The sequence below is a fragment of the Francisella adeliensis genome (genome assembly GCF_003290445.1).
Lineage (GTDB): Bacteria > Pseudomonadota > Gammaproteobacteria > Francisellales > Francisellaceae > Francisella > Francisella adeliensis.
On record NZ_CP021781.1, the window covers coordinates 514,413 to 535,301 of the forward strand.

Below are 20,889 nucleotides of genomic sequence, written 5' to 3' on the forward strand. Positions count from 1 at the left end.
TTAGGATAGCTCTAATATTTGCCAGCTAACATTCATGTGCTGAACTATAGCATAAGTGAAAAAAGCATTAATTCCCATTCCCGGAGCAACAGCAATAGGATTGTTTGAAAGAATTCCCATTGATACACAACCTATAAAAGATACTAAAAGTGTAGCTGTTAAGGCTCCATCATATGGCACACCAGCTTGAGATAAAATCATTGGGTTAACAACTATTATATACATCATTGAGAGAAATGTGGTTATTCCGCCAAGACATTCTTTTTTTAGTGAGAACTGTGAGTCTGTTGTAGCTGAAAGTATTTTAAAAAGCAATTTTAAATCCATCATAAAGAACTAGTATTAAGTATAAGAATTTTCCCTAGAAATACTAGTTGAAAGATTTGTTTATGTTAAATCTTAGATAGAAGAATTATGACCTCATCTATTATGCTTTAGTCATTTGTTAGACTATTAAGTCTTCTTGTTTCTACTTGGGCATTAGGAATAATTATTGCAATTATTAGACCGATAATTCCAACAGTGATTAAAAGAATACATAAGCCAACTGTAGCAGATGTGTATCCCATAATTATAGTTGCAATCATTGGGGCAAATCCAGAAAGTGAAGCACCGAATCCAAACCCTATTGAGCAACCTGTAGCTCTTACTCGAGGAGGGAAAATCTCCGTATAGTATGGCGTTGAAACACCTTGTATAATGGCAGTTAAAACAGCCATGGATATAACCATACTAGCTACTATAAATACACCTTGTAGTTGCATTAGCGTAACCATTGGGACTGTAAATATAAGTAGTAGTAGATAGCCAATTATATGAGTTAGTTTTCTACCATATATATCCGATAGATACCCGAAAATGGGCATAACTATACACATGGCAACTATACTTATGGTATTTATTGCGAGAGCTGTTGATAGACTTAAACCTAATTCTTCCTCCATATAAGTAACCATATATGTCACATCTAAATAGTATAGAATCATTGCTGTTGTAGATAGGACTACAACCAAAGAAAGTCTCCAACTATAATGTTTAAGGAGGTCCTGCATAGGTTTAATTTCAAGATTACTATTTTCATCTTCTTTTATTTCTTCTTGGATTTTGTCACCTTCTCTAAAGAACAAATGTAGTAGTAACAGTAGAAAACCCAAAGCAAAAGGGACTCGCCAAGCGTAGTATTGTAGGCTTTCTGGGAGTAAGTTTATAGTTAGAAAACTAACACCAGAGGCAAGTAAAAAACCAACAACAGATGTTGAATAAGCAACTGCAAGATTAAAGCCCGTATGAGTTTGATTGTCTTCTTCTGCGGTTATTGTCATTAAGTTACCAAATTGACCACCAGCTGAAAGACCTTGGAATATCCTCACCATTACTAGCAATACCGGAGCCCAAATACCAATTTGGTTATAGCCAGGCAAGAAAGCCATTATAACTGTTGGTACAGCCATCATGATGATAGCTAGATTCATTGCGTAGTGTCTACCAAGCCGATCACCGAGTCTACCAAAAAATATTGAACCGATTGGTCTTGCTATGAAACCAGCAGCAAAGGCACCAAAAGTAGCAATTAGTGCTATAAAAGGACTAGAGTTAGGAAAAAATTGAATAGAAATGATGGTCGCAAAATAGCCATATAATGAAAAATCATACCATTCAATAATATTACCAAATGAGTGTTTAAAGGTTGTTTTGATTTGTTTGAACATAACAATTGTAGTTTGAAAGTGAATCAAAGTGTTTTGATTTATAATAAACAGTGGTTGAGTTTTATAATCACACTGCTGAACTACTAAGTTTTCTCCAGATTATTTTTACGTAGATAATATAGGCTAACATTTGAGACAGATATTTCAAGTTTTGCTAATTTTTAGGCATAGCGGAAACACTTAATTCATATTTCTAATATAAGAGTCAAATATTTGTCTAATAACAGTTATAATATGGTTATGCTAGCTTATCTTTAAATGATTGTAATGAATATAAATCTATACTGCGAAAACGACTATATTAGACAAAATAACAATATTAAAGCAAAAGAAAATTTTTCACCTTTTAGGCGTGATTATGCAAGGGTAATACATTCGTCGTCCTTTAGAAGGCTACAATCAAAAACTCAAATATTTCCAAGTTTTGAAAATGATTTTTTTCGAAACAGGCTGACTCATTCACTAGAAGTTGCTCAAATAGCGAAATCAATAGCTGTTAAGCTTAACTATGACTATGGTTTGAACTTAGATTATGATTTGATAGAGACAGCAGCACTTTGTCACGATATTGGGCATCCTCCGTTTGGGCATAATGGAGAAGTTGCATTAAATGCAAAAATGAAAGAGTTCGGAGGGTTTGAAAGTAATGCGCAGACTCTAAGACTTATTTCTCACACAGCAAAAAAAGATATCGATCAGAAACAGAGTTTCGGTTTAAATCTTACTTATAGGACTCTCGCTGCAACTATAAAGTATGATAATTTAATTCCAGTCAAAGCTGACAAAGTTACAAAAGGATATTACCAAGAAGAGTCAAGACTAGTAGAGAATATTAAAAAGAGTTTACTTACAAATGAAAGTACAGCGTCTAATGAAAGTTTCAAGACTATAGAATGCTATATTATGGATGTGGCAGATGATATTGCTTACTCAACTTATGATGTGGAAGATGCATTAAAAGGCGGATTTATAGATCCATTATCTATGGCAAGTATTGATGATAAGCTTATAGCTAAAATATTAAATGCTGTGCCGGATAATTTAAACATCACAGCAGAGGATGTAAAAGGTATTCTAAAAAATATTTTCGCCGAAAAAATAGATTTTGATGGTGATTGTCGAGATATCTATCAGGCTTCTAAAAATATTGCAAATAATAGTCTTTTAAGAACAAAGCTTACATCTAAGCTTGTTGATAGTTGCATTCAAAACATCTCTTTTGATTTCAATGAGGAAGAACCAATACTTTCTAAGGTTTATTTGAGTGATGAAATCACTAAACAAGTTGAGGTGCTTAAAAAATATATTCTTTTTAAAGTTATAAAGTCACCAAAGCTTAATGTTTTGCGTTACCGGGGTAGAGAGATAATCTCAGAAATCTTTGATATTTTGATAGAATCAACACCTGCAGAGAGTTTACTTCCAGATGATATTGGTGCTATATTTTATAGCGCACAAAACGAGCAAGTTAAAGCTAGGATTATTAGTGATTATATATCTTCAATGACAGATAGATATATTATAGAACTTTATAATCAGTTTAAGTCAGACCCATCTACGATGATTTTTAAGCCTTTTTCTTAAAATAAGCAGAAAGATTAAAAACTCATCTACTCTATTTCAGCTTTATCACCATGTACTTCTAGCCAATCACGGCGATCTTTAGAGCGTTTTTTAGCTAAAAGTCTATCAAGAGCTTCATTATCGCTATCTTCAGGAGATAGTGTTAGTTGTAAAAGTCTACGAGACGATACATCCATTGCAGATTCACGCAATTGAGTGGGGTTCATTTCGCCTAGACCTTTAAAACGCATAATATTTATCTTACCAGTAAGCTTAGAATTTTCTCTAAGAATATTATCTTTTTCTAACTCATCAAGAGCATAGAAGGTACTTTTGCCAATATCTATTCTAAACAAAGGAGGTTGGGCGATATAGATATGTCCTTCTTCTATAAGTTTCCTAAAATGCTTTAAAAACATTGCACACAGTAGGGTTGCGATATGTAGACCATCTGAGTCTGCATCGGCTAATACGCAAATTTTATTATATCTAAGTCCTGAGATGTCATCGCTATCAGGGTCAACTCCGATTGCAGTTGCGATATTATGTACTTCTTGAGAGTTCATAATAGTATCAGCATCGAGTTCCCAACTATTTAGTATCTTACCTTTTAATGGCATTACAGCTTGGAAGTTTTTATCACGAGCTTGTTTTGCCGAGCCTCCAGCAGAGTCTCCCTCAACAATAAAAAGTTCGGTAGAATTTATATCTGAGCTAATACAGTCTGTAAGCTTGCCAGGTAAACGGATAGTTGTGTTCATAATGCGTTTACGCGCAGTTTTTTTATCAGCATTTACTCGTTTTTGAGCAATTTTATTTATATTTTCGACTATCTCAGTAGCCTCATCAGGGTGTTGGTTTAACCATATTGTAAGTAAGTCTTTAACTGTAGTTGCTACAAATGCTGTTACATCCTTATTAGAAAGTTTTTCTTTAGTTTGACCTGCAAACTGAGGATTGGTGATTTTTACAGAAATCACATAGTTTAGTTGAGCAAATGAGTCATTAGCTGTGACTTTGATGTTTTTAAGTCCAAGAGAGTTTTTATCTATATATGTTTTGATGGCATCATAAACACCATTTTTGAGCCCTGTAACATGTGTACCATCTTGAGGCGTAGGGATGAGGTTTACATAGCTGTTTTTGATTTGTTCAAGAGGAGCATCACACCAGCAAAAGACAGCATCTAAAAAAGATTCGCCGTTCGAAAAGTTATCTATAAAAAAAGGTTCAGCAGGTAAAGTCTCAGCATCTAATTTATGGTCTAAATATCCTTTTAGTCCAGCATTAAAGTGCCAAGTTATTTTCTCTTTTTTTGCGATGTTAGAGTATTTGATTGTCAAATCTTTGCAAAGGATTGCTTTTGCTTCTAATAAGTTTTTTAATGCTTTAATGTTTATCTTAATATCATCAAAATATTTTTTATCTGGCCAGAATCTTACTTTTGTACCGGTATTTTTCTTGCCAACTGTTCCTATTACTTGTAGTTCTTGAGTTTTGATACCATCTTCAAAAACTATTTGATAAAGCTTACCATCTCTTCTGATTTCAGCTTCAAGTTTTGATGAAAGAGCATTTACTACAGATACACCAACACCATGTAAACCACCAGAGTGAGTATAGTTCTTATTATTGAATTTACCACCAGAGTGTAATTTAGTCATGATAAGTTCTATTCCTGAAATTTGGTGTTCAGGATGGATATCAACTGGCATTCCTCGACCATTATCTATAACTTCAATACTATTGTCTTCATAAAGATTTATTTCAATGTTACTTGCAAAACCTGCTAAAACTTCATCAACACTGTTGTCAACTATTTCTTGAACCAAATGATTTGGACTTTCTGTATTGGTGTACATACCAGGTCTTTTTTTAACTGGATCAAGACCCGTTAAAACTTCAATGGATTTAGCGTTATAATTTTGCATTTTTAAAATTTAAGCAGATAAATATTTATGAATCAAATTTTATCATAGAATATTCGTTATAGGTAATATCAATCTATTTGGCTTAAAGATAATAAAGTTTAAAGTCTATTTTTTTAAAAAATAGCAGCTGTAAGGTAAAAATATCGCTAGGCCAATAGTCGGTAGTATTACAAAAGCAAAAGCTAAGCAAAATTCACTACCAAAGTTGAGTTGACTCATGATGGCTGTAGTTATAGAAGCTATGCCCATTTGCATAAAACCCATTATAGAAGAAGCCGCTCCTGCAGTAGTTGAAAAATTCTCTAATGCTATAGGTGTTAGTAAAGGAACACTAAAAGATACCCCTATAAAAGTTAATGATAGTATGAATGTTAAGGCTATTGAAAGTTCTGTTCCTGTAAGTAACTTGAACGCATAGACGCAAAGTATCCCAGAAATAAGAGTGCAGATCATACCAAAGTTTATTAGGAATTTATAGCGGACTAATTTACTTATCTTAGCACAAAAAAGTGAACCAAGAACTACAGCTACAACCATTATAATAAGCAGGTATAAGAAGCTTGTTTTTTCTAACCGAAGAATATTGACAAATATATCAGGAGCCTCTATTAGACAAGCATAAATTACACTGATATTTATCCCTAAAACAAATGTTGCAAAAAAGAATTGATGATCTTTAAATAGTGATAGATATGTTTTGAATAAGTTTCTTGGTGTTAGAGCGTCATAGTTTTTTTCTTGAATAGTTTCTGGGAAGAAAATAGAAACCTTTATAAATAACATTGTTGCAGCAGCAAATAAAACCCAGAAGATTAATTCTGGAGTTAAAAATACTCCTAAAATAGCTCCTACGGCAGGTGCAAGAGCAAAGGCTATATTCATAATTGCGAATACAGCACCTTGATCTTTGAGTTTAAAAACATCTTTAACAGCAACTGTTGCAATTACACCTCCAGCAGCAGCTCCGAATCCTTGTAGAAGTCTTGCGTAGATTAAAGTATCAACATTTGGGCTTATGATACAAATAACAGAACTTAAAATAAAAAGTGCAGAACCAATCAAGATAAGAGGCTTACGTCCAAACCTATCAGATAAAGGTCCATATAGTATTTGGCTTACTGAGTATCCAACCAAATAAGATGTAATTGTAAGCTGTACATGCGAATAATCTGTAGCAAGTATTTTCTTTAGTTCAGGCAGAGCAGGCGCATAAATAGTGTCTCCAAATGGACCCAATGAAACCATTAAAATTAAAATGAAAATCGATGGTTTTGCTGCTTTATACATTTATCCTCTACTTGTCATCTTTAGTGAAATCACCGATTACTATAGTTGCTTTTTTAAGTCTTTTGACTTTATCTGTTGTCACAGGGATAGGGTTTTTAGATATAAATTCTTTGGCTTGATTTATATGTTTAATTTCAGAACCTCTGTCAACTGTATAATCACCTAATATAGTATCATATATTACTTTATCACTATAGGCATCAACTAAATATGCGTTGCCATTATCAGACTGGATAATGATTCCTTTTTCAGTCGGAACTAGTTTAGCTGATATCCCATGGTTAAATATTTTGCTTTTAGGGGTTAGCTTATAACGTCCTAAGTACTCACCATTAAGAGAGTTGAAAAAATGTAGATAGCCTTGATAATCGCCAACTACAATTAAACCCTTATAATAAACAGGCTCCGTTAGTTTGCGCCATTTTAAAGTATCATTTGTCCAAACCGTTTTGCCATTTTCGATATCAAAAGCTTTCAAGAGGCTGTCAGCTTGAGTGGAGAAAATCACATTATCATTTATAGCCATATTATTTATGATAGATGATTTTTTAGCCCATAACATTTTACCGTTATCTCTATCTAAAGCGACAATAGCTCCTTGATAAGTAGCGAATATAAGATAGTCGCCGTATAGCATAGGGTTAGCATTTATATCTACCATCTTATCTGCAGGTGAAGAGCCATGTGCTATAGCTATTGGTATGTTTATAGTTCTATCGCCTTCATCTACAGTAAAGCCAAGCACAGTACCAAATTCAGAACCAATCATCACTGTGTTGTTTAATACAATTGGCGAAGAGTTGCCTGGAAGTGAAATCTCTGGGACATTGTTTGAAACACTCCAATTTTTACTACCATCTTTGGCATCAAATGAAGCAACTGAACCATCATGAGTATGCGTGTAAATAATACTATCGTAAATAGTTGGTTGAGCAAATAAGCTGCTTGGCATATTTGCATGCCATAAGGTTTCACCTGTTTGAACATCAACAGCTTCTAAATCACCTTTTATTGAGCCAAAGATTAAAGCGTTGGCAATAGTGTTTGGTTGTGCAGAGATATTCATCTGGGTATCTTTCTGCCAAATGACCTTGCCGTTTGTTATTCCAAGAGCGAAAATCTTACCGTTTTGATTAGGCACAAATACCGTATCATTTTCAAAGATAGGAGCTACTTGATAGTTTGCAAGCCCATCATTTCCATTTCCTGTTTTAGTTCGCCATTTTACATGAACTGTAACATCACGAGGAGGAAACTTATCAAGAGGAGTTGGAGGTGGTACATTACTCTTTGAGCAACTACTTATTAAAAATGCTAAGAGAGTAGCAATTAAGCCAAAACGAATTATTTTCATATTTAATTAGTATTGTTTATAAGCTGAGAAATGATTTGTTTAAATTCTGGAGTACTGTTTGGATCTTGAGAAGCTTCTTTCCAGACTTTCAACGCCTTTGATTTGTCTCCTTTTTGAGCATAGGCTTGGCCTAGTATCATAAGAGGATAAGCATTATTATCTAAATCAGGAATGTTTTGTAATGTTTTAATTGCATTATCAGTCTGGTTAGTTTGTATGTAAAGACTAGCTAACTTCGTATTTGTAATATTAGTCAAATTATCTTTTGGGTTATTGTTAGCACTATTGGCTAGTGCTAATATAGCTTTGTTATAATCATTCTTTGAAACAGGTCTGTTTGAGTCTAATCTTTTTGCTATTATGTAGAGATCGGCAACCTGCCAGCTAGCAAGAATCCCATAGCTAGTATTAGGGTACATTGTAGTAACGCTATCAAAACTTGCTATTTTTTGAGAATTTGAAATACTAGGGTTTTCATTTGTAATTAAAGCTTTTTGGTATAGTGAAGAAGCTTCAAGCATGTTTTCACTATTTTTAGATTTAGAATATTGAAGTATGCCTACTATAATTACAGCAACAGCTACAATTATTAATACTAAATAGACAGCTTGCTTGTGCTTAGGTGATAAATCTTTTATGCTCATTTCGAGAATTATTTTTAATTTATATAAACTTACAACATATTATCATAAAAGTATTTTTGATGTTAAATTTTATTGTTACAGCGATTCTACCTGTGCTAGAAATATTTATGATATAAAACCAATAACTTTTATGTTAAAATATCTCTTCTCATTCCTAGTTGAAATTACTGAAATTACTATAAATTAAATTATTATTATGGCATTAATATCTTTAGCAATTGACTATAAAAAATCAGCAACAGAAGTAAGAAGCGAGTTTGCTCTGTCTAGTTTTAATGTCGCAGACTTATATACATCAGTTTTAGAGATTAAAGATGTTGATTATGCTGTGATACTTTCAACCTGTAACCGTACAGAAATCTATCTTGAAATAGCAGATTTGCGAGTTGTGGATGATGTGTTGGTATGGTGGCAAGACCGAGTCGGCAAGACAAAACACTTATTAAAAGATTATTTTAAACTTCGTCAAGGTACAGAGGTTATAAAGCACCTTATGAAATTAGCCTGTGGACTTGAATCAATGGTATTAGGTGAACCTCAAATACTTGGTCAAGTCAAAGACTCATATACGCAAAGTAAAGAGAATGAAGCACTTGGTAAAGAATTAGATAGAGTTTTCCAAAAGGTGTTTTCAACAGCTAAAGCTGTAAGAAGTGGGACTAAGATTGGCCATTGTCCAGTATCTGTAGCTTTTTCTGCAATTTCATTAGCTAAGAAACAGCTTGAACATATAAATACTAAAAATGTATTGATAATTGGGGCTGGTCAAACAGGTGAGTTACTCTTTAGACATATCACAGCCTTGAGCCCTAAAAGAATAATGCTGGCTAATAGAAGTATTGAAAAGGCTGAAAAAATCACTAGTAATTTTAAGAACGCTGAAAGCTATAACCTTGATATCTTGGATGATTTAATTAATGCTGCTGATATTGTGATTGCTGCAGTATCTTTAAATCAATATATAGTCACACCAGCAAATGCTGGGGATAGAGCTAGAGTTTTTATTGATTTATCTATTCCTCAAGTATTAGACCCCGCATTGAGCGAAAATAGTATTTACTACTGTGTTGATGATATTAATAATGCTGTAGAAGAAGGTAAGGGAAGAAGGGAGCAAGAGAGTAAAAGAGCACACAAAATAATCGTAAAATCTCTTGAAGAGTATCTCGAAAAAGAAAAAGAAATTATCTCTAACAACGCTATATATGAACTTTTTCAGAAGGCTGATAATATGGTTGACTTCTCACTGGAGAAAAATTTGACTAAGATCAGAAATGGCAAAGATGCAGAAGAGATAATGAAAAGATTTGCTCATGAGATTAAGAAGAAAGTTTTACATTACCCAATAGTAGGAATGAAAGAAGCCTCAAAGCAAGGTAGAAATGAATGCTTAGTGTGTATGAAGCGCATGTTTGGTTTAAATTTGGAAAAATAAATGAAAGATTCTATAAAAGCAAAATTACAAAGCTTAGTCGAAAGACATGAAGAGGTAAGTGCTTTACTTAGTGATGCTGATGTAATTACTGATCAAAACAAATTTAGAGAGCTATCAAAAGAGTACTCTAATTTAGAACCTATAGTTAAGGCCTTTAAAGATTATACGCAGGCGATTGATGATAAAGCAGCAGCTCTTGAAATGATGGGAGAAAATGATGCTGAAATGGTTGAAATGGCTAAAGAAGAACTGAAGTTTGCTAATGAAGCTATTGAAAACCTTGAAAAAGAATTGCAAGTACTACTTTTACCTCGTGACCCTAATGATGATGCGAATGTGTTTTTAGAGATAAGAGCTGGTACTGGTGGTGATGAGGCTTCAATTTTTTCTGGTGACTTATTTAAGATGTATACAAAATATGCAGAACAAAGAGGTTGGAGAATTGAGGTGATTTCGGCTAGTGAAGGTGAGCACGGTGGTTATAAAGAAGTTATAACCAAAATTAATGGAGATGGAGCTTATTCACAGCTTAAGTTTGAGTCTGGAGCCCATAGAGTACAACGTGTTCCAGCAACAGAATCACAAGGCAGAGTTCATACATCAGCTTGTACTGTAGCTGTTATGCCAGAAGTTGATGAAGTAGAAGGCATAGATATAAATCCAGCTGATCTTAAAGTGGATACTTTTAGGGCTTCGGGGGCTGGTGGACAGCATGTCAATAAAACAGATTCTGCAATTCGTATCACACATATTCCGACAGGAGTGGTTATAGAATGTCAAGATCAAAGATCTCAGCATAAAAACCGTGCAGCAGCAATGGGGATGCTTAAATCTAGACTTATGCAAGCTCAGATTGATAAGCAAAACCAAGAACAGTCAGATGCTAGAAAAAGCTTGGTTGGTAGTGGTGATAGGTCTGAAAGAATCAGAACTTATAATTACCCACAAGGTAGGGTTACAGATCATCGTATAAATCTTACTCTTTATAAACTTGATGAAGTTATGGAAGGTTCTGTTGACAGTATAATCCAACCACTAATACTCGAACACCAAGCAGATCTTTTAGCTACAATGTCTGATGAGTAACCTCGCAATATCTCAATTTATTAAATCTTCCGTTGATAATTTTGAATGTTCGGAAGCTTCCTCAAAAGCTACTTTAAAACAAGATATACAAACTCTAATTTGTGATGAGCTTGATGTCGATAGAACCTATTTATATATTAATGCGGATAAAATTCTTAGCGGTGATATTGTTAATAGTTTGAAATTAAAGATTTCTCGACTGGAATCAGGTGAGCCTTTAGCTTATATATTAGGATATAAGTATTTTTGGGATCAAAAGCTTTTTGTAACGCAAGATACTCTTGTACCTAGAGCAGATACTGAGGTTATTATAGAAGCTGTTTTAAGTGATATAGGCGATAAAAAGGTTAAACTAGAGATACTTGATCTTGGCACAGGTACAGGAGCTATAGCTTTAGCACTAGTAGGAGAATTATCTAATGCTAGGGTTATAGCTGTTGACTATTCATCTAAAACTTTAGCAGTAGCTAAAAAAAATGCAGTAGAAAATGATTTACCAAATGTTGAGTTTATTCAAAGTGATTGGTACGAAAGTTTGAAGAATACTAAATTTGATGTTATCGTATCAAATCCTCCATATATCGATATAAATGATGGAGATATTGATAAGTGTGTGGAAGCTTTTGAGCCTGCGAAGGCATTGTTTTCAGAGGATGATGGTTTAGCTGATATTATAACTATAGTTAAAGGAGCTGTTTTTCATCTGAAGCAAAAGGGGGGTCTGTATATAGAGCATGGATATATGCAAGCTAAAGCAGTTAGGGAGATATTTGCTCAGTATGGTTTTTGTAATATACAAACTATCAAAGACCTTAATGGAAAGGATAGATGCACTAAAGCATTTATTTTATAGTGTAAGCATTTTTTTATTAGGGTAGCTACTAAATGTTTTTTTCAAATAAAAAAATAATATTATTTGTTGGATGTTTTTTAAGCTATGGTTTTGTAAGTGCTGATACAAATAGTGATGCTCAAAATATTGATTACCAAAAAGAAGCTGAAAAATATAAAAAACTATATGAAAAATATCAAAAGTTAGCAGATGAATCAAATAAAAAAGATACTGCTAAAACTTCAAAAGCTGAGTCTAAAGAAGCTGTAGAAAATAAAGCTATAGAAAAGAAACCAACTGAACCAGTTAAAAAAGAGGTGTCTACACCAAAAGAAATAGTATCAGATGCTATTACTGAACCATGGAAAGGAACAAATTTTGGTCTTGGTGGAACTATAGCAACTGGTGATAGTGCTACAACAAATATTAATGCTCTTGCTAATGTTAATTATAAACCAATGGAAAAGTGGAATAATAAGCTATTTTTCAACTATGTTTATAGTAGAGATAATCGTGCTGAGACAAGAGCAGTGAAAATTAATAAAGCTCAAGTGAGAGCTGAAACATCTTGGGATTTTACAAAATTAAATGGAGCTTATGGGCGATTAACTTATTTAAATGATGAATTGAGCTCTTATGATTATATTTTCACTGAGTCCGTAGGTTATAAAAGAAGACTTTTTGATAATGAAAAGAAAACTATGTATATTGATATATCTGCTGGACCTAGTTTTATGCAAAGTAGAATTACTGGAAAAGATTTTCAAGCAAGTGAGCCTGGTTTTCAGGCTACTTTTGATTATGTTTGGAATTTCACAGATAAGTCTAACTTTAAGCAAAACCTTTTGTATAACTATGATCAGAAAAATAGATCTGTTTATCAAAGTATTTCAGCACTATCTGTTGAGTTATATAAAAACTTTAGTTTACAACTTACATTTCAGTTAAACGGTACAACATTGGTAGTTCCAGGTAAGGAAAATATAAACACTCTTACCTCAACAAATATTATGTATAACCTTTAATTATACGCGTTTGGTATTATTTACTTAACTTAGTGATATAACGTTACCAAATTCATAATGAAAAAATTATTCGTTTTGATATAAAAATAATGTATTTAATGTTAGTATCAGAATAGCTTTATTTATTTTCAAAACTCAAGATGTTAGAAACAAGATACCAGAAGTTAGTAATGGCACTTATCGTTTTAACCGGTGTGTGCTCAGGATTCGATATAGGTGTTATATCTGGGACATTACCTGCGATAAAACAAGAGCTTTCTTTAAACTATGTTCAATTATCAGAGATAGCTGGAATTGTGTTTTTTGGTGCACTTATATCAAAACTAGTCTCAGGCATTTTAATGGATTTTTTAAGTAGAAAAAATGTTATAGCTATTGGTTCTTTTGTGTTTTCAGTGTCTATGGTTTTGATGATATTATCAGATACTTTTACAACACTTATGTTGTCAAGACTTTTACAGGGTGTTTCTATAGGCTTTTTGCTAACTGTTGTGCCAATATATATAGCAGAAACAAGTATTGCTAGGTTTCGTGGTAGAGCGATTGCTATATTTCAACTATCTTTAGTTTCAGGAATATTTATTGCAAATGTCTTTGCTAGTATGTTTGTATATGAGTTTGGCTGGAGATTTATATTTGGTTGTGCTCTACCTTTCTCTATAGGATTGTTTGTTGTAAGTTTATTTGCACCATTCTCACCGTCATGGTTAATGTTAAAAGGCCGTAGCAAGCTTGCGCTAAGTATAGGTGAGCAATTGGCTTTAAATATTAGTTCGCCAATAGCTAAAGACAAAATAGGCTTTATGGAACTAGTTAGAGTAGTGTTCAAAAATAAGTATTATTTATCTATTGCTATGATAAGTGCAATGGCAGTTTTAAATGGCTTTGTTGGTATAAATACATTCATAAGCTTTGGGCCTACTATATTTGATGAGTTATCTGGATGCACTCAGTGTGGTGCTAGCTATTATGGGACTGCAATGACATTAGTCAACCTTATTGCTACTGTTATAGGATTACTTTTAGTTGATGTTATTGGTCGCCGTAAGCTTATTATAGGAGGATTAGTTATCTCGTTTATATCCATTATACTTGCTGCTTATATTAAGATTGGAGGAAATAGTAGCATAACATTGGTATTACTAGTGTTTGTCGTATTTGGTGGTGCAGTGGGTCCAGGTGTTGGTATTTGGCTTATTCTTTCAGAAGTTTTACCCGTGCAAATACGAGCAATGGGGATATCAATAGCGTTAGTATCTAAGGCTTTAATTGAAAGTATGTTTATATCGAGCTTTTTAGAGCTTACCAATGGTTATGGTTTTGCGTCGATATTTTACTTTATGGGAATTTGCACGCTTATTTTTATATTTATGGTATATAAATTCTTACCCGAGATGACAAATAAAGAACTTCTTTGATAGATTTATGCTGTAATCCAGTGCAGCTTGATCTTAGTGGGTTTCTCATTTATAACTTTAAAGCCATTAATAAATTCATAATTGTCAGTGTTTTTTTAAGCGTCATACTTTTGATTTAATGGTTTTATTGTGTTTATCCTATATGAATAGGCATTCTAGAGATGATTGTTTTGTTGTTCTACAATGTCTATTAATTTTTAAATAGTATCATTAATTTTTGATAATTCGTATCAAAACTAATTCTGTTAATATCTATATCACTCGAAGTAATACATGATTTTAGTTATCATCAAGATCTTTGAGTAAGTTTACTAAGTGATAAATATACTTATGAGGAAATAATCACATGAAAAATAAAACTAGATTAATATCAGCGACTATATGCGCACTTATGGGAATGAGTAGCTTTGGCTTTGCAGATGTTTCTAATAATGTTGAGAGCTATGATTTTAAAGCTCCTTTTAAAGATTATAATAATAAAATAGCTTTTAAAATAAATAATGCATCAACTGCAAAAACTATTGAGTTTGTAAGTAACTTTAAGCCTAAAACAGGTTGGGGTACTTGTTTCGGAACAAGAGCAGATTTAGTTAACTATGATACTTCACAAAACTCTAAGGGGCAGTATGTAACTAAAATGACTCTACAAGATCCTGAATCTACTTTCGATTTATCTCAATCATGCGATATTATGGGAACTGATTCTGGGAATGCTATTGTATTACCAGGAGTAGTAGTACCTTTAGTTGATAGTGTTAAGGTTGATGGTAAAGAGTTACCAATCGAAAGACCATGTGATAATAATGTTTGTGAAGATCCTGCACCAGGCTACACTAATGCTTCTTACTATGCTCAATGGGCTGTTTGGGGTAGAAAATACAACCCTTATGATTTTAAATACGATAAGTTAAATACTATTATTTATGCTTTTATAGGCTTTGATAAAAACACTGGTAACATCAAAACTCTTGATGCATCTGCAGATACATGGGGACTTTCAGCAGCAGCACGAGCAGCTAAGAAATACCCTTACCTAAAATCTTATCTATCGTTTGGTGGCTGGACAAATAATGGTGTAACTACAGCTCCAATGTTCGATCAATTAGCTTCAAGTCAGCAAAGTATGCAAAATTTTGCTAAACAGGCCGTAGAATTAATGCATAAACTTGGCTTTACGGGTATAGACATTGACTGGGAGTGGTGGTCAGATTATGGTGATAATGAAGCACCATCTAAGAAAATGTTAGCTTTCTTTAAAGTGTTGAGAGTTGAACTTGATAAGGCTGGTAAAGAAGACGGTAGAAAGTATTATTTAGCAATAGCTGTTAATGGTGCAAAAAGCCGTATCGAAGCTATGGAAAGCTCTAGCAATGTTAATAGAGTGTCAGACTTCTGGAAGCAAACTGGTGAGTTGATGGATGAGATCAATGTAATGAACTATGATTACCAAGGTGGTTGGGGTACAGGTTTCCCTGCATATTTCCAGGCATCTACAACTTTCCCTGAGCAAACACCATACTCAAATAGAGTATATACTGCAGGAGCTTCTCCAGTAGATGCTCAAGATAATGTTACTAATGCTGGTACTGAAGGAGTTACACTAGATCAAGCAATTGGTAAAGAAGGCGGCTGGTCAATTAAAGATTCAATAGATGCATATATTGAAGCTGGTGTTCCAGCTAAAAAACTAATTGTAGGTTTGCCACTATATGCAAGATCTATGACTGTAGATAATGATACGAATGGTGGTTTGTTCCAAACCGTTACAGCACCTGGTATAGGTGATTATGAAAAAGGTGTTTTTGACTACAAATGTTTAGTCAATCCTGTTAATGATCCTGCAACAGGATGTGGAACGGCAAAACCTATTAGTGCATTATCTGATTTAGTTTTCTATGATACTAGTTCAAATATTGATATCTTTAACAAGTATGGTAAAGAAGCTATGCAACCATGGGCATATAGTCCGTCAACAAAATCATTTATAACTTTTGATGACGTTTGGTCAGTTAGTGAAAAAACTAAATACACTAAGAGCAGAAATCTTGGTGGTACAATGTTTTGGCAAGCAGATAATGATTCTGTAGACCCTAATAAATCTCTAATTAATGCTGTTGCAAAAGTCTATGCTGCTGATACTATCAATGCTTCAGTAAACAGTGTAACTGAAACCTCAGCTAAAGTTTCATGGAATAAGCCTGAGCTTGATGGTTCTGTTACATATAAGGTTGTACTTGATGGCGAAGTTGTCGCTGAAAATATCACTAGTCAGGAATATGTATTAACTAACCTTGACAAGGCGAAGCAATATCAAGTACAAGTTATAGCTACTGCTTCTAATGGAAATACTTTAGCCACTAGAGAGGATAGTCTTGTATTTGAAACATTAGGTGCTATTGTTGAAGATGTGCAAGATCCAGTCGATGACCAAGATCAATCTGACGATCAAAATCAAGAAGATCAATTAAATGAAGATGATCAGCAGACTGAAGGTCAAGAACCTACTACTAATGGTAGTTGGACTACAGATGGAGTCTATAATAAAGGTGATACTGTTATCATTGATGGCAAGACTTATGAGGCTCAATGGTGGACTCAAGGTGAAAATCCTTCAGATTCAGGGCAGTGGGGTGTATGGCGTCAACTAGGAGTGGATCCTAATCAAAATGGGGATAACACTACAGATTCTGGTACAGATAATCAGTCTGATAATCAAGATACCCCTGTAGTTAACCAAGCTTGGACTGCTGAAAAAATATATAACACCGGCGATAAAGTTATTGTAAATGGCATTACATATACTGCAAAATGGTGGAGTCAAGGGCAAAACCCTGAAAGCAGTAGTGCTTGGTCAAAACCATATGTAGCTGGATCACAATGGAAAATTAATGATAGCTATACAAGTGGTCAAGTAGTAACTTATCAAGGTGAAAAGTACCAAGCTAAGTGGTGGACTAAAGGTAATAGTCCAGCTAACAGCGGTGTATGGAAAAAAATATAAAACTTTGTATTAAGAATCTTATCTGTTCTAAAAATATATTTTTAATTTCATTAGTGATTTTTTCTGTGTCAAATTAATTATGCCAGTTTGACACAGAATTATATCAATCCCAATACAAGTTACCACTTTGATATCAAAGGGATAAAAAAGATATGGAACACAAAGTAAAAATACGCTAATTTGTGTTGTGACTAGTCTTGTTTACAGTTCTAGTGAAGAAAATTCTTGATCAAGAAAGCATTGCTTATCCTATAAGATTTTTAAGTTTTTGATGTTAATTCATTTATACTATAACTAGTTATATTTTTATTCTTAGCATCTTCTTCGCTTATAATCGCAAAGTCAGCATCGGCATAAGCACATAAGCTATTTTTCTCATCATAAATATCAACTTTTATCCAAACGGTTGTTTTGCTTTTACGGATGATTGTGGTTTTGAATATATAGAAGTATTTACTATACATGGGTTTTAAATACTTTACATTGAGATTGCGTGTTACACAAAATGACTTTGTTATCATTAAAACATGTTTGCCAAGAATATCATCACATATCAGAGCGATAACTCCACCATGAATAACATTTTCCCAACCTACATGATTAGGTAAACATTTAAATTTGGTATATAAGTGTTCATCAATATGATATAAGGGCAGTTGTAAGCTAATTGGATTTTTATCTGTAGAACTAAAACAAGTATAATCCCAGGGGAAATCTATTGGTTTATAATTATTTAAATTTATCATATTAATATTTTGTTATATCTGTAATATTTAGATTTTATATTTAGCTAGATTCAATAGCTATGAAAAAAATAAGCAAATCTGATATATTGTGAAATTATTTTTTTATGCTCTCTACTTCTAAGTTTAGCTTCAATACTCAATATAGTATTTTCATCACTTACTATAGCCTGGAGTTCGGCTATAGTTTCATAGGTATCATTCTTTTTATTTGGGTGGTAAGGAAAAGCTCCTTCTTTAACGTAATGTAAGATTACAACCTTACCTACTCCCATCTCGTACCCGCCTGTGATAAGAGTTATTTTATCTTTTAATCTGTCGGCAGATATAGGGTGGATATTTTAATCAGTATTTTTATCCTTTCGATTAATAAATTCGATTGATCCTATTCTTTTAAAAAGGTAATAACTCAACCAATTAAAGCTTACAACAAACTTATTTCTTAAGCTAATTAGGAAGGTAATATGAACACCTCCCCATATAAACCATCCAAGCTTACCCTTAAATTTCATACCAAAAATTTCAGCTATAGCTTCATGTTTTTTAATTATAGCCATTGTACCTAAATCTTTATATCTAAAATCTTTCGGATCTTTATTATTATCTTTAGCTATTATGTTTTTTGCCAAATATTTACCTTGTTGTTTGGCTACCGAAGCTAATCCTGGCAGAGGGTTAGCTTTTATATATGAAATATCTCCAGCAAAATATATATTTTCATAATCTGGGTGAGATAAATCTTTCGAAACAGAAATTTTCCCCCTTTCTATTTGACCTGCCATCCAATTACCTAAAGTTTTACCTTTTAAGGTGGTGCTCCAGATGATAGTAGCTCCGGTATAAGAGTTTTGTTTAGTCTGTACATACTCTTTAGTAATTTGAGTTACCGGTTCATTTAAGTGAATACTCACATTTCTTTTTTCAAGTGATTCATGAGCATGACTTGATAATCCACTATCAAAAGCAGATAAAATTGATTCACCTCCTTCGATAATGTGTAATGATATATCTTCACGAGAAAAATTATTGTAAGTATTAAGAATGTCTGTTTCAAAAAGGTCTAAAAGTGCCCCTGTAATTTCAACTCCTGTTGCACCTGCACCTATTATAATAAATGTTAAAAAGTGTTTTATTTCCTCTCTAGTTTTAGATATTTCGGCTTGCTCAAACCTGCTAAGTATATGAGACTTTAATCTTTGTGCATCAAAAGCCGTTTTTAAAGATAAAGTGTGTTTTCCCCATTTATCGTTACCAAAATAATCATATTCAACTCCTGTTGCAACAATCAAATAATCATAAGGGTAAGAATGTTGGGTTGTTTTAACAAGTTTTTCATCAGGGAGAATATCTATGATTTCCTCCATATTAAATTTAATATTATTTTTACAAACCAACTTTCTGATAGGTACAACCACATTATTTAGAGGAATAAAGGAAGTAGCTGCTTGATATAACATTGGTTGGAAGACATGATGATTATTCTTATCGAATAATATTATTTGATATTTGTCTTTACTTTGTTTAGCAATCTTATTAAGAAAGTTGATGCCAACAAACCCAGCACCAATAACAATGATTTTTTTCATAGATTCTTCTTTTTAGATTTCTAGATTAGCAAATTATAACAAAAGGTTGCTACATAAATATAGATATTATGAGATATGGTATTAACAAGCTTCAATAATACCAGCAGCACCCATACCAGTACCTATACACATTGTAATCATCCCATATTTTTTACCAGTACGCTGTAAACCGTGAAGAGCTTTGACTGTGAGTATTGTACCAGTAGCACCAAGAGGGTGTCCAAGTGCAATAGCTCCACCACAAGGATTTACCTTTGTCTGATCAAGCTTTAAATCGTTAATTACAGCTATAGATTGAGCAGCAAATGCTTCGTTTAATTCAATCCAATCCATATCTTTAATTGTTAAGCATGTTTGTTTAAGTACTTTAGGGATAGCTTCAACGGGACCTATACCCATAATACGAGGATCAACGCCAGCGACAGCAAATCCTAAGAATTTACCTAAAGGTTTTAGGTTATGCTTTTTCAAATACGATTCACTTACTAGTATAACAGCACCAGCTCCATCAGAAACCTGTGAGCTATTACCAGCGGTAACAGAACCTTTAGTAGCAAAGGCAGGCTTTAATTTTGCTAGAGCTTCTAAAGATGTATCACTTCTTGCACCTTCATCTTTTGTGATGGTTTGTTTATGGTTTACTATTTTGTTTGTATTTTCATCTGGTAAACAGTGATCAACATCTATAGCCAATATTTCATTATCAAAATAATTATTATCAATTGCTTTTATAGCTTTTTGATGACTTTTTAGAGCAAATTCATCTTGAGCTTGACGAGAAATATTCCAGTCTTTAGCTACATTTTCAGCTGTGATTCCCATACCATAGGCGATAGCGACATTTTCATCTTTAGCAAAAATCTCTTTAGAAAAAGACATCTTGTTACCACCCATAGGAATCATGCTCATACTCTCGATACCAGCACCAATTGCTACATCCATATTTCCCTGAGCAATTTCATTTGCTGCAATAGCAATTGATTGTAGACCAGAGCTACAGTAGCGATTAATCGTAAAGGCAGGGACTTTATTTGGTAGTCCAGCTAGTAGAGTTGATATTCTTGCTATATTTAGTCCCTGTTCTGCTTCTGGCATAGCACAGCCAACCACTATATCTCCAATATCTTCAGGATTGACACCTGACTCAGAGACTGTTTGTTTTAAGATTTCAGCAAGCAGTTCATCCGGGCGTTTTTTTGCAAAACCACCTTTTTTAGCTTTTGTTACCGCTGAGCGTTTTGCAGCTACTATGTATACATTTTCACTCATTGTATG

General features: G+C 33.4%; 17 protein-coding genes. 7 read left to right on the top strand and 10 right to left on the bottom strand.

Annotated elements, in window-relative coordinates; genetic code table 11:
• Both CDH04_RS10020 and CDH04_RS02555 read right to left on the bottom strand, forming a co-directional pair.
• Positions 1-330: a solute carrier family 23 protein gene (locus tag CDH04_RS10020; protein ID WP_112869534.1), complete on the bottom strand. Its 330-nt coding sequence runs from the start codon at positions 328-330 to the stop codon at positions 1-3.
• A gap of 104 nt (positions 331-434) precedes the next feature.
• A complete protein-coding gene (locus CDH04_RS02555; protein ID WP_112869535.1) occupies positions 435-1,709 on the bottom strand; it encodes an MFS transporter in 1,275 nt (424 codons plus the stop codon).
• Between the two features lie 267 nt (positions 1,710-1,976).
• On the opposite strand from CDH04_RS02555, the gene dgt reads away from it, so the two are divergent.
• Positions 1,977-3,293, top strand: a complete 1,317-nt coding sequence (gene dgt / locus CDH04_RS02560; RefSeq protein WP_112870869.1) for a dGTP triphosphohydrolase — start codon at positions 1,977-1,979, stop codon at positions 3,291-3,293.
• A gap of 26 nt (positions 3,294-3,319) precedes the next feature.
• Here the strand turns inward: dgt and parE are convergent, their stop codons facing one another.
• The 4 genes from parE to CDH04_RS02580 form a co-directional block, all read right to left on the bottom strand.
• A complete protein-coding gene (gene parE, locus CDH04_RS02565; protein ID WP_112869536.1) occupies positions 3,320-5,203 on the bottom strand; it encodes a DNA topoisomerase IV subunit B in 1,884 nt (627 codons plus the stop codon).
• 105 nt (positions 5,204-5,308) lie between these two features.
• Positions 5,309-6,490 (bottom strand): multidrug effflux MFS transporter, encoded by a 1,182-nt coding sequence (locus CDH04_RS02570; protein WP_112869537.1) that lies wholly within the window; start codon positions 6,488-6,490, stop codon positions 5,309-5,311.
• 7 nt (positions 6,491-6,497) lie between these two features.
• Positions 6,498-7,844 carry an outer membrane protein assembly factor BamB gene (bamB, locus tag CDH04_RS02575; RefSeq protein WP_112869538.1) on the bottom strand — a complete coding sequence of 449 codons (1,347 nt, stop codon included), beginning with the start codon at positions 7,842-7,844 and terminating at the stop codon, positions 6,498-6,500.
• Between the two features lie 2 nt (positions 7,845-7,846).
• A complete protein-coding gene (locus CDH04_RS02580; protein ID WP_112870870.1) occupies positions 7,847-8,482 on the bottom strand; it encodes a YfgM family protein in 636 nt (211 codons plus the stop codon).
• A gap of 202 nt (positions 8,483-8,684) precedes the next feature.
• Between CDH04_RS02580 and CDH04_RS02585 the strand changes: the two genes are divergently transcribed.
• The 6 genes from CDH04_RS02585 to CDH04_RS02610 all read left to right on the top strand — a co-directional run bounded on the left by CDH04_RS02585 (position 8,685) and on the right by CDH04_RS02610 (position 17,285).
• A complete protein-coding gene (locus CDH04_RS02585; RefSeq protein WP_112869539.1) occupies positions 8,685-9,923 on the top strand; it encodes a glutamyl-tRNA reductase in 1,239 nt (412 codons plus the stop codon).
• Complete coding sequence (gene prfA, locus CDH04_RS02590) at positions 9,924-11,009, top strand: peptide chain release factor 1 (protein WP_112869540.1); 1,086 nt, start codon at positions 9,924-9,926, stop codon at positions 11,007-11,009.
• The gene (gene prmC, locus CDH04_RS02595) at positions 11,002-11,862 is read left to right on the top strand and encodes a peptide chain release factor N(5)-glutamine methyltransferase (protein ID WP_112869541.1); all 861 of its coding nucleotides are present in this window, start codon (positions 11,002-11,004) and stop codon (positions 11,860-11,862) included. The genes prfA and prmC overlap by 8 nt, the downstream gene beginning before the upstream one ends.
• Before the next feature lie 32 nt (positions 11,863-11,894).
• A complete protein-coding gene (locus CDH04_RS02600) occupies positions 11,895-12,866 on the top strand; it encodes a DUF481 domain-containing protein (RefSeq protein ID WP_112869542.1) in 972 nt (323 codons plus the stop codon).
• Between the two features lie 170 nt (positions 12,867-13,036).
• Positions 13,037-14,284 carry an MFS transporter gene (locus CDH04_RS02605; protein ID WP_234393399.1) on the top strand — a complete coding sequence of 416 codons (1,248 nt, stop codon included), beginning with the start codon at positions 13,037-13,039 and terminating at the stop codon, positions 14,282-14,284.
• A gap of 346 nt (positions 14,285-14,630) precedes the next feature.
• Complete coding sequence (locus CDH04_RS02610; protein WP_409254755.1) at positions 14,631-17,285, top strand: glycosyl hydrolase family 18 protein; 2,655 nt, start codon at positions 14,631-14,633, stop codon at positions 17,283-17,285.
• Positions 17,286-17,545: 260 nt separating this feature from the next.
• Here CDH04_RS02610 and CDH04_RS02615 read toward each other — a convergent pair whose 3' ends face one another.
• The 4 genes from CDH04_RS02615 to CDH04_RS02630 all read right to left on the bottom strand — a co-directional run bounded on the left by CDH04_RS02615 (position 17,546) and on the right by CDH04_RS02630 (position 20,883).
• Positions 17,546-18,031, bottom strand: a complete 486-nt coding sequence (locus tag CDH04_RS02615) for a PaaI family thioesterase (RefSeq protein ID WP_112869544.1) — start codon at positions 18,029-18,031, stop codon at positions 17,546-17,548.
• A 50-nt stretch (positions 18,032-18,081) separates the two neighbouring features.
• Positions 18,082-18,303: a hypothetical protein gene (locus CDH04_RS02620; protein ID WP_112869545.1), complete on the bottom strand. Its 222-nt coding sequence runs from the start codon at positions 18,301-18,303 to the stop codon at positions 18,082-18,084.
• A 66-nt stretch (positions 18,304-18,369) separates the two neighbouring features.
• Entirely contained in the window at positions 18,370-19,614 is a 1,245-nt protein-coding gene (locus CDH04_RS02625) for an NAD(P)/FAD-dependent oxidoreductase (RefSeq protein ID WP_112869546.1), read from the bottom strand.
• An 81-nt stretch (positions 19,615-19,695) separates the two neighbouring features.
• The gene (locus CDH04_RS02630) at positions 19,696-20,883 is read right to left on the bottom strand and encodes an acetyl-CoA C-acyltransferase (RefSeq protein ID WP_112869547.1); all 1,188 of its coding nucleotides are present in this window, start codon (positions 20,881-20,883) and stop codon (positions 19,696-19,698) included.
• Positions 20,884-20,889: the final 6 nt, after the last annotated feature.

Excerpts from the sequence above, each read along its gene's own strand:
- bamB (WP_112869538.1), bottom strand. The coding sequence starts at position 7,844 with ATGAAAATAATTCGTTTTGGCTTAATTGCTACTCTCTTAGCATTTTTA.
- CDH04_RS02555 (WP_112869535.1), bottom strand. The coding sequence starts at position 1,709 with ATGTTCAAACAAATCAAAACAACCTTTAAACACTCATTTGGTAATATT.
- parE (WP_112869536.1), bottom strand. The coding sequence starts at position 5,203 with ATGCAAAATTATAACGCTAAATCCATTGAAGTTTTAACGGGTCTTGAT.
- CDH04_RS02630 (WP_112869547.1), bottom strand. The coding sequence starts at position 20,883 with ATGAGTGAAAATGTATACATAGTAGCTGCAAAACGCTCAGCGGTAACA.
- CDH04_RS02585 (WP_112869539.1), top strand. The coding sequence starts at position 8,685 with ATGGCATTAATATCTTTAGCAATTGACTATAAAAAATCAGCAACAGAA.
- prfA (WP_112869540.1), top strand. The coding sequence starts at position 9,924 with ATGAAAGATTCTATAAAAGCAAAATTACAAAGCTTAGTCGAAAGACAT.
- CDH04_RS10020 (WP_112869534.1), bottom strand. The coding sequence starts at position 330 with ATGATGGATTTAAAATTGCTTTTTAAAATACTTTCAGCTACAACAGAC.
- dgt (WP_112870869.1), top strand. The coding sequence starts at position 1,977 with ATGAATATAAATCTATACTGCGAAAACGACTATATTAGACAAAATAAC.
- prmC (WP_112869541.1), top strand. The coding sequence starts at position 11,002 with ATGAGTAACCTCGCAATATCTCAATTTATTAAATCTTCCGTTGATAAT.
- CDH04_RS02625 (WP_112869546.1), bottom strand. The coding sequence starts at position 19,614 with ATGAAAAAAATCATTGTTATTGGTGCTGGGTTTGTTGGCATCAACTTT.
- CDH04_RS02605 (WP_234393399.1), top strand. The coding sequence starts at position 13,037 with ATGGCACTTATCGTTTTAACCGGTGTGTGCTCAGGATTCGATATAGGT.
- CDH04_RS02610 (WP_409254755.1), top strand. The coding sequence starts at position 14,631 with ATGAAAAATAAAACTAGATTAATATCAGCGACTATATGCGCACTTATG.
- CDH04_RS02570 (WP_112869537.1), bottom strand. The coding sequence starts at position 6,490 with ATGTATAAAGCAGCAAAACCATCGATTTTCATTTTAATTTTAATGGTT.
- CDH04_RS02620 (WP_112869545.1), bottom strand. The coding sequence starts at position 18,303 with ATGGGAGTAGGTAAGGTTGTAATCTTACATTACGTTAAAGAAGGAGCT.
- CDH04_RS02600 (WP_112869542.1), top strand. The coding sequence starts at position 11,895 with ATGTTTTTTTCAAATAAAAAAATAATATTATTTGTTGGATGTTTTTTA.
- CDH04_RS02615 (WP_112869544.1), bottom strand. The coding sequence starts at position 18,031 with ATGATAAATTTAAATAATTATAAACCAATAGATTTCCCCTGGGATTAT.